The sequence below is a fragment of the Paracoccus aeridis genome, assembly GCF_004923205.2.
GTDB lineage: Bacteria > Pseudomonadota > Alphaproteobacteria > Rhodobacterales > Rhodobacteraceae > Paracoccus > Paracoccus aeridis.
Genome location: NZ_SELD02000066.1, coordinates 237,090 through 245,345, shown reverse-complemented (window position 1 = coordinate 245,345; position 8,256 = coordinate 237,090). Strand labels below are relative to the sequence as shown.

At 67.3% G+C, this 8,256-nt stretch carries 6 protein-coding genes and 1 tRNA gene; 5 read left to right on the top strand and 2 right to left on the bottom strand.

The genetic code is table 11. From position 1 onward, the window contains the following. The 3 genes from ELI80_RS15975 to ELI80_RS15965 all read left to right on the top strand — a co-directional run. Window positions 1-1,813, top strand: a 1,813-nt coding sequence (locus ELI80_RS15975; protein WP_236641541.1) for a TnsB C-terminal domain-containing protein, incomplete at its 5' end; no start/stop codon positions are given. After that, complete coding sequence (locus ELI80_RS15970) at window positions 1,810-2,796, top strand: TniB family NTP-binding protein (protein WP_136653286.1); 987 nt, start codon at window positions 1,810-1,812, stop codon at window positions 2,794-2,796. The genes ELI80_RS15975 and ELI80_RS15970, both read left to right, overlap by 4 nt. Further along, entirely contained in the window at window positions 2,793-4,589 is a 1,797-nt protein-coding gene (locus ELI80_RS15965; RefSeq protein ID WP_136653285.1) for a TniQ family protein, read from the top strand. The genes ELI80_RS15970 and ELI80_RS15965 overlap by 4 nt, the downstream gene beginning before the upstream one ends. Window positions 4,590-4,758: 169 nt before the next feature. Here ELI80_RS15965 and ELI80_RS15960 read toward each other — a convergent pair. Further along, window positions 4,759-4,834, bottom strand: a tRNA-Lys gene (locus tag ELI80_RS15960). A gap of 129 nt (window positions 4,835-4,963) precedes the next feature. Here ELI80_RS15960 and dapF point away from each other — a divergent pair. Then, window positions 4,964-5,773 carry a diaminopimelate epimerase gene (gene dapF / locus ELI80_RS15955; RefSeq protein ID WP_161596492.1) on the top strand — a complete coding sequence of 270 codons (810 nt, stop codon included), beginning with the start codon at window positions 4,964-4,966 and terminating at the stop codon, window positions 5,771-5,773. Continuing rightward, on the top strand, window positions 5,770-7,035 hold the full coding sequence (gene mtaB, locus ELI80_RS15950) for a tRNA (N(6)-L-threonylcarbamoyladenosine(37)-C(2))-methylthiotransferase MtaB (protein WP_136653283.1): 1,266 nt from the start codon (window positions 5,770-5,772) through the stop codon (window positions 7,033-7,035). Before dapF ends, mtaB begins: the two co-directional genes overlap by 4 nt. A 124-nt stretch (window positions 7,036-7,159) precedes the next feature. On the opposite strand, the gene ELI80_RS15945 is transcribed toward mtaB, so the two are convergent. Next, the gene (locus ELI80_RS15945; protein WP_136653282.1) at window positions 7,160-8,251 is read right to left on the bottom strand and encodes an NADH:flavin oxidoreductase/NADH oxidase; all 1,092 of its coding nucleotides are present in this window, start codon (window positions 8,249-8,251) and stop codon (window positions 7,160-7,162) included. Window positions 8,252-8,256 lie beyond the last annotated feature (5 nt).

The following is an 8,256-nucleotide window of genomic DNA, read 5'->3' as shown; positions in this document are numbered from 1 at the left end:
CGATCACTCCCTGAACCCGGCAGGGCAGTCAGGCCGGACGCTTACGCAGATCGCACGGTTCGCGCCTGAGGAACTGCGACGCGGGATATTCGATTTCACGGTTCCGAGCCCGAGTACGCTGCGCAGACACTACCGGATCTTCCGCGAGGCTGTGGGTGATGTGCTGGCACACAAGCCCAAGCAGCCCCGGGTGCACCACAAGCGCCGGGCGGCGTGTGCAGAGAGCCGCAGGCTAACCTACCAGTTGATACGAGAGGCACTCACACCCGAGACGCGGGGCATATCGGCGCCTTCGCGCGAGGTGGTCTCCCGCTTGCAGGAGATCAATAGTCAACGCCGCTCAGACCGGAAAGCGCCGCTCTACATCTATAGTCGGCGACAGGTCCAACGCATGATCGCCGGGTTGTCGGCCTTCGAACGAATCTGCGCCCAGGAAGGTATCGACAAGGCTCGGCACCGGTTCAGCTCATACCTGAGCGGTCCTGCGACGGTGTGCGTGCTCGAAACCGTGGAGATCGACGACTGGGAAGTCGACCTGATCACCCTGTTCAGGGACTTGGGACTCCTTTCGCTCCTCTCCGAAGACATAGTCGAGAAGCTTCCCGCCGGCAGGAGATGGGTATGCGTTGCGATCGACAGGGCATCGCGGTGTATCCTGGGTATCCGGATTGCTGCGACCCCGTCAGCAGAAGAATTCCGAAAGCTCCTGGAGATGGTGGTGTCTGACAAGACCGAGCTGGCGCGTGCCTGCGGCGCCAGCGGCACGTGGCATCAATGCGGCCGCCCGGTGATCATCGCGACAGACACTGGCGCCAGCTTCGTGGCGAGTGACTCAATCGAGCGCGTGATCGATCTGGGTTCCGCCCTCCAGTATGCGGCGGTCAAATGTGCCGAACTGCGCGCGATGATCGAACGTTGGTTCGGGACCCTCAACAGAACCCTGACACCTCGCCTGCCGGGGCACACCCAATCCAACCCGACAAAGCGTGGCGATTACGATGCCGAGGCGAATGCCTGCCTGGATGACGACGACCTGATCAGGATTCTGGTCTGCTACATCGTCGATGAATATCATCATACGCCTCACGACGGGCTGGGAGGGCAAACGCCCTCCAGGCGGTGGCGCGATCTGGAACAGGAAACCGGTTTCCTCCAGCCCCCGGTTGACCGCCTCACCCGCTGTGCCGCGCTCGGCATCGAGCTTCAGCTGCGCGTGGGCAAGCAAGGCGTCACTGTCTTTGGTAACCGTTACAGCTGTCCAGAGCTGCGAGACCATTACGCCACGGGCATGGACCGAAGCATGCGGGTTCGGATCGATACCGCCAACCTGGGCATGGTGGCCGTGGAGGTCGGCGGGAAATGGGTGCCCGCCAGGCCGCACACGAAGGACATGGAGGGGATCAGCCTGCCCGAGTGGGTCGAGGAGTGTCGCAGACTCCGCGAACGTTACAAGCATGAGGCCGAGTTGTCCGCCCATCTGCGGGCAAACGCTGCCCGCACGATCCGGGTGATCGCGTCGGACGCCCGGGCGAGGTTGCGTCGTCGAGAGGCGACCCCCTTTGGCCATTCGGTCGAGTACGTGCAGAAACTGCATAAAACCCTGTTCGAAGGGTTCCGCTTCCGGGACGAGATCGACACCCGGCTGGAGGAGGCTCCCGACGGCGTCGGCAGGGAGATCCTGCCAGCCACTGAGATCGAGGTGCCGACACCATCAGCCACCAGCATCCCGCTGAGCCTGCCGGACAAGGGGCAGGACGAGGACGAAGCTCCGATCCAACCTGACGACACCTGGCTTCTGGAGGACGGCCGATGACCGCGTCCCCCGATCGGATCGCCGAGGTTGCCAAGCTCGTAACAGGGTTGAAGGGCCGGCTGTTTCAGACGCCCACCTATCGCGAATTCCAGCAGGAGTTCGACTTCCTGCTGGCTCAGCGCCGGGCCAGTGCTGAGGACGGGCGACAACCGGAGGCGCGTGGCCTGCTCGTCGTCGCGCCGTCCGGCGCGGGCAAGACCACGCTCATCCGGAATGCGTTCCGGCAGCATCCGTCCGGCCTGCGCCTGCTGACCGATGACGACGAGCGTGCGGATGTGGTGAGCATGGCCGTGCCGTCGCCGGCGACACCAAAGGGAGTCGGTCTCAGCATGCTCGAGGCGCTCCGCTATCCGCTGCGTCGGGATCGCTCTGCCCATATCATCTGGCAGCTGGTAAAGGCGCAGTTCGCGCAGCGGCAGGTACTGTTCCTGCATCTCGACGAGGCGCAGGACTTCAGTCGGCACAACAACCGTGCCGACCAGCAGGCCGTTATCAGCACACTCAAATCGCTGATGCAGTCGCCGGAATGGCCCGTGGGCCTGATCCTCAGCGGGATGCCCGAACTGCTCGACCTGGTGAACATGGACCCTCAGCTCGCCCGGCGTCTGAAGCCCATCACGCACCGATCACTCAGCGTCAGTGTCGACGGGCCGATGCTGCTGTCTGCCCTTCGGCAATACGCATCCGTGGCCGGGATCACCGTCGACGATGAGCTTGCCCAGACGCGATTCATCAAGCGGCTGATCCATGCGGCGGATCATTGCTTCGGGATCCTCGTCGAACTGATCTGCGAGGCGATCGGTGAGGCATTGCTGGCGAACGCAGACAGCCTGTCTGTCCGGTCGTTCGCGACCTGTTTCGGCAAGCGCGCGGGCGTCCCCGACGGCCTCAACCCGTTCATAGCCGAGGACTTCCGCGCCCTTGATGTGCGCAGGCTGCTGCAGACCGAGCCTGGCCCCGGGCCGAAGGCAGGGCGCAGATGAGACTCGGTCTTCGCCTGCCCATCCTGCCCGGAGAGACGCTGCCGTCTTTCGTCTCAGCCCTCGCCGCCAAGAACGGGTCCTGCCACGCGCAGGATTTTTCCCAGGACATGGGTCTGTCATGGCGGCGAATCCTGCAACTCGATCCCGACACGGTTTGGGACCTGTCCGAACTGACGGGCATCGCAGTGCCGGACCTCGTCGCGCACAGCTTTGCGCCGGTGGGCGATGGCTTCTTCCGGTTCCGGGACCATGAGCTTCCCCTGTCCTCCCTCGATCGCTCGGCGCTCAGATACTGCCCGGTCTGCCTGGCCGACGATAGCGACCGGCATGGCAGGGGCTACGGGCGCGCGCTGTGGCAGATCGACCCACTTAGGGTCTGTCCGGATCACGGCACGCTCCTGGACGTGCTGCCTGCACCAACTTACCCGCGCTGTCCGCATGACTTCGCGGGTCGCCTCGGGGCGCTCGGCGCGCCAGGCCCAGTCAACCAGCCAGAGGAATTCGGACACGATGCCACGGACTTTATACGCTATATCAGGGCCCGGCTCTGTCAGGATACGAATCGGACAGGCCTTACTCTGCTGGATCGCCTTCCTGTCGATGTGGCTGCCCGCCTCTGTGAGAATTTGGGCATTCTGGTCACCTCGGGTCCGGATCCGCGGCCGCAGGCCCTGTCCGGCAGGGAGCGAGCCACTGCGGGCGGGTGCGGCTTCGCGATCTGTGCTCAGGGCAGCGATGCGTTGTCCGCTGCCTACGACACCGTGCGCAGGCGATCGACGAGCGACCGCGGCGGGTTCTACAGCGACTTCGGGTTCTTTGCTCGCTGGTTACAGAGGCTTTCCCATCCTGACCGGTATCGACCCGTCCTGGACCATTTCCGAACCTTCGTCTTCGACAACTATCCCCTGTCGCCCGGTCAGCAGGTGTTGGGCGAGACCTCCACCGAGCGGCGCTGGTTCACTTGGTCGGAGCTGGGCCGCGCCTACGGCCTCAGTACCGGCCGCATCACCCGCTTTCAGCACGCCGCCGGGATCGAAGGTGACGCGCTGCGGCGGGTGGCGCCGGATGCATATCATGCCGAACTGACGGCCCTGTCGTCCGGCCTCGACCGTAAGGCGGCGGCCCGGAGGCTGGACGTCCACCCGTCGGCAGTCGACGGTCTGGCGGAGGTCGGGCTGCTGCGGCACGGAATCGCGCTGCCAGGGCTGGACAAGCTGTTCCTGCCACACGACGTCGATGCCTTCTTCTCCGCAGTCAGCGTTCATGCTCAAGTGGTCGACACCGCGCCCAAAGGGTCCTTTCCGATCCGGCTGGTCTGCAATAAGGCCAAGGTGACGAGCGGTGATCTGCTGCGCGCGCAGATCGCAGGCCGGCTCAGAAAGACTTGCCGGCTGCGCGATCCTGACGGGATGCCGGGCCTGCTGTTCGACCTGTCCGAAGTGCTGGACCTGTTCGAAGGCAAGCCGCTGACCGGCCTGACACGCGCCGACCTCAAGGCACGGCTTCATGTCAACAGTTCCACCGTGAGCCTGCTGTTGAAAGAGGGGATGATCATGAGCCGGGAGGTGCGCCATCCCCGCTCGCGTCAGCCGCTGACGCTGGTCGAGCCGGCGGACCTGAGCAGGTTTCTTTCGAAACATCTCCCGCTCGGGCTGATCGCCCATCAACTGGGAACACAGGCGAAGCATGTCGCGGCACGGCTCGACAAGGCCACGGTGCGGCCGATTCCCCTGCCGGACCACTGCAGCAAGATCTATCTGCGTGACGCAGTAATCCCGGTCATCTCGATCTGATCACGGCTCAAGGCATCCGCCCCGTCGACGCGTTCGGCGGGGCGTTCGCACGCCCGCCGAACCCCACCCGAGCGGGGCCAAAGCCGCGTTGAGTTAATCTCGCGTGTCGTTTGAGATAGTTTCACGGTCGTTTGAGTTAACTACACGTGTCGCTTGACATGGGAGAAAGTGGTGAGCCCAACAGGATTCGAACCTGTGACCCACTGATTAAAAGTCAGTTGCTCTACCAACTGAGCTATGGGCCCATCACAGGCGGCTTCCTTAGTGGGGGTGCGCCGGGGGGTCAAGCGGAAAGTGGCGCGGGGCTGGCGGAATCGCCGGCGGGCGCGTATATCGCCGCGATGGACACATGGTCAGCTTCCGGCCTGCCCTTCATGAAGATGCATGGGCTGGGCAACGATTTCGTCGTGGTCGACCTGCGCGCGGGCGGGCCGCTGCCCGACGCTGCCCTGGTGCGGCGGATCGCGGACCGGCATTTCGGGGTCGGGTTCGACCAGCTCGCGACGATCCAGGCCGACGGGAACGCCGACGCGAAGCTGACGTTCTTCAACGCGGACGGGTCGGTGTCGGCGGCCTGCGGCAACGCCACCCGCTGCATCGGGCGGTTCCTGCTGGACGAGACGGGAAAGGCCGCGCTGCGGCTGCGGACCGACCACGGGGTGCTGGCGGTCGAGGATGCGGGCGGCGGCATCACCCGAGTCAACATGGGGCCGCCGGTGCTGGACTGGCAGGAGATCCCGCTTTCCCGCGACGTGGACCTGCTGCACCTGCCGATCGACGGCGACCCGGTCGCGACCGGCATGGGCAACCCGCACGTCACCTTCTTCGTCGACGATGCCGAGGGGTTCGCCGCGTTCGAGGCGTTCGGCGCCGCGCACGAGCACCACCCGCTTTACCCCCGGCGCACCAATGTCGAGGTGGCGCAGGTGATCGCGCCCGACACGCTGCGCGTGCGGATCTGGGAACGGGGCGTGGGCGTCACCTGGGCGTCGGGGTCGTGTTCCTGCGCGGCGGCCGTCGCGGCGGCGCGGCGGGGGCTGACCGGGCGTTCGGTCCGCGTGATCGTGGATGGCGGGGAACTGCAGATCGACTGGCGCGACGACGGCGTCTGGATGGCGGGGCCGACGGCGCATGTCGCGGACGGGGTCCTGCGCGCCGACTGGATCGCGGGAACGGGCGCATGACCGCGCAGCCGAAACCCCCGGTGCTGGCGACGCTCGGCTGCCGCCTCAACGCCTACGAATCCGAGGCGATGCGCGAGCTTGCGACCGCCGCGGGCCTCGACGGCGCGGTGATCGTCAACACCTGCGCCGTCACCGCCGAGGCGGTCCGCAAGGCCCGCCAGGAGATCCGCCGCCTGGCGCGCGAGAACCCCGGCGCCCCCGTCATCGTGACCGGCTGCGCCGCGCAGACCGAGCCCGAGACCTTCGCCGCCATGCCCGAGGTCGCCCGCGTCGTTGGCAACGCCGAGAAGATGCAGCCCGCCACCTGGGCCGGGCTCGCGGCCCCCGACCTGATCGGCGCGACCGAGCGGGTGATGGTCGACGACATCATGTCCGTGCGCGAGACGGCGGGCCACCTGATCGACGGCTTCGGCCGCCACCGCGCCTATGTGCAGGTGCAGAACGGCTGCGACCACCGCTGCACCTTCTGCATCATTCCCTTCGGCCGGGGAAACTCGCGGTCGGTCCCGGCGGGCGTCGTGGTCGAACAGATCCGGCGACTGCGTGACCGCGGCTTCAACGAGGTCGTTCTGACCGGGGTGGACCTGACGAGCTGGGGCGCGGACCTGCCGGGCCAGCCGCGGCTCGGCAACCTCGTGCGTCGCATCCTCAGGATGGTGCCGGACCTGCCGCGGCTGCGGATCTCGTCGATCGACAGCATCGAGGCCGATCCCGACCTGATGGAGGCGATCGCGACGGAAGCCCGGCTGATGCCGCATCTGCACCTGAGCCTCCAGCATGGCGACGACCTGATCCTCAAGCGGATGAAGCGCCGCCACCTGCGCGACGACGCGATCCGCTTCTGCGAGGACGCGCGCCGTCTTCGGCCCGACATCGTCTTCGGCGCCGACATCATCGCGGGCTTCCCGACCGAGACCGAGGCGCATTTCGACAATTCGGTGAAGCTCGTCCGCGACTGCGGGCTGACCTTCCTGCACGTCTTTCCCTACAGCGCCCGCAAGGGAACCCCGGCGGCGCGGATGCCGCGGGTGCCCGGCCCCGCGATCAAGGACCGCGCCGCCCGGCTGCGGGCGGTGGGCCGGGATGCGCTGCTGGCGCATCTCCGGGCGCAGGTCGGCGCGCGGCACGTCGTGCTGACGGAGGGACCTCGGCTGGGGCGGACCGGGCAGTTCACCGAAGTCTCGTTCGACCGCGACATGCCGGAGGGCGCGCTTGTCGACGTGACGATCGCCGGTCACGACGGGGCGCGGCTGACGGCCTGAGGTCGCCCGTTCGCGCGCGGGTCCGCGCCTCTGCTGCGGTCGCGGCGCCCCCCCGCAGACAAGGCGGGGTTCCTTGCGAGCCGGCAGACGCGGCGGGCCGGGCACGCGCCCGCCGCGACCGTGGTCAGCTGCGATAGCGTTGCAGCCAGTGCGCGTAAGGGGCGGGCAGCGTCGCGGGCGCGGCCTTGTCGACGCCGAGCTCCAGTGCCGCCTGATAGGGCCAGTGCGGGTTCGCCAGCAGCGGACGGCCCAGCGACACGAGGTCCAGCGTGCCGTCCTCGACCAGCCCGTTCGCCTGAGCGGCCCCGCTGATGAACCAGCTCGTCGTGGTGGGGATCGCGACCTCGCGGCGCACCCGCTTCGCGATCGGCGCCATCAGCGCCGGGCCCCACGGGATCTGCGCGGTCGGCGTGGTGAAGCCCATGCTCACGTCGATCAGGTCGATGCCTTCGTCCTTGAGGCGGCGCACCATGCGGATGCCGTCCTCGAGATCGTCCGATCCGTCGAATTCGGTCACGCCGAAGCGGGCGATCAGCGGCAGGTTCTCGGGCCAGACCTCGCGCACGGCCGCGACGGTTTCCACAAGGAACCGGGCGCGGCCGTCGAAGTCGCCGCCGTAGTCGTCGTCGCGCCTGTTGGACCAGGTGGAAAAGAAGCTCTGCCCCAGGTAGCCGTGGGCGAAATGCAGCTCCAGCCACTCGAACCCCGCGTCGCGCGCGCGGCGGGCGGCGGCGACGAAGTCGGCCTGAACGCGGGCGATGTCGTTCTTCGTCATCGCGCGGGGCACCCTGGGCAGGTTCGCGCCGTGCGCGACGGCCGACGGCGCGATGGTTTCCCAGCCGCGCGGATCGTCGTCGGCGATGTGGTCGTCCCCTTCCCACGGCCGGTTGGCGCTGGCCTTGCGCCCTGCATGGGCGATCTGGATGCCGGGCACCGCGCCAGCGTCCTTCATCAGGCGGACGATGCCGGCCCATGCCCCGGCCTGCTCGTCATTCCAGATGCCGGTGCAGCCGGGGGTGATCCGCCCCTCGGGCGAGACCGCCGTCGCCTCGACGATCACCAGCGCCGCGCCGCCGCGGGCAAGCCCCGCAAGATGCGCGCGGTGCCAGTCGTTGGGAAGCCCGTCTTCCGCGGAATACTGGCACATGGGCGACACGACGATGCGGTTGCGAAGCGTGGTGTCCTTCAGCTGGAAGGGCGTGAACAGCGGGGCCATCCTGG

Bases quoted from the DNA above. Each gene is read 5' to 3' on its own strand.
- ELI80_RS15970 (WP_136653286.1), top strand. From the start codon at position 1,810: ATGACCGCGTCCCCCGATCGGATCGCCGAGGTTGCCAAGCTCGTAACA.
- ELI80_RS15965 (WP_136653285.1), top strand. From the start codon at position 2,793: ATGAGACTCGGTCTTCGCCTGCCCATCCTGCCCGGAGAGACGCTGCCG.
- dapF (WP_161596492.1), top strand. From the start codon at position 4,964: ATGAAGATGCATGGGCTGGGCAACGATTTCGTCGTGGTCGACCTGCGC.
- mtaB (WP_136653283.1), top strand. From the start codon at position 5,770: ATGACCGCGCAGCCGAAACCCCCGGTGCTGGCGACGCTCGGCTGCCGC.
- ELI80_RS15945 (WP_136653282.1), bottom strand. From the start codon at position 8,251: ATGGCCCCGCTGTTCACGCCCTTCCAGCTGAAGGACACCACGCTTCGC.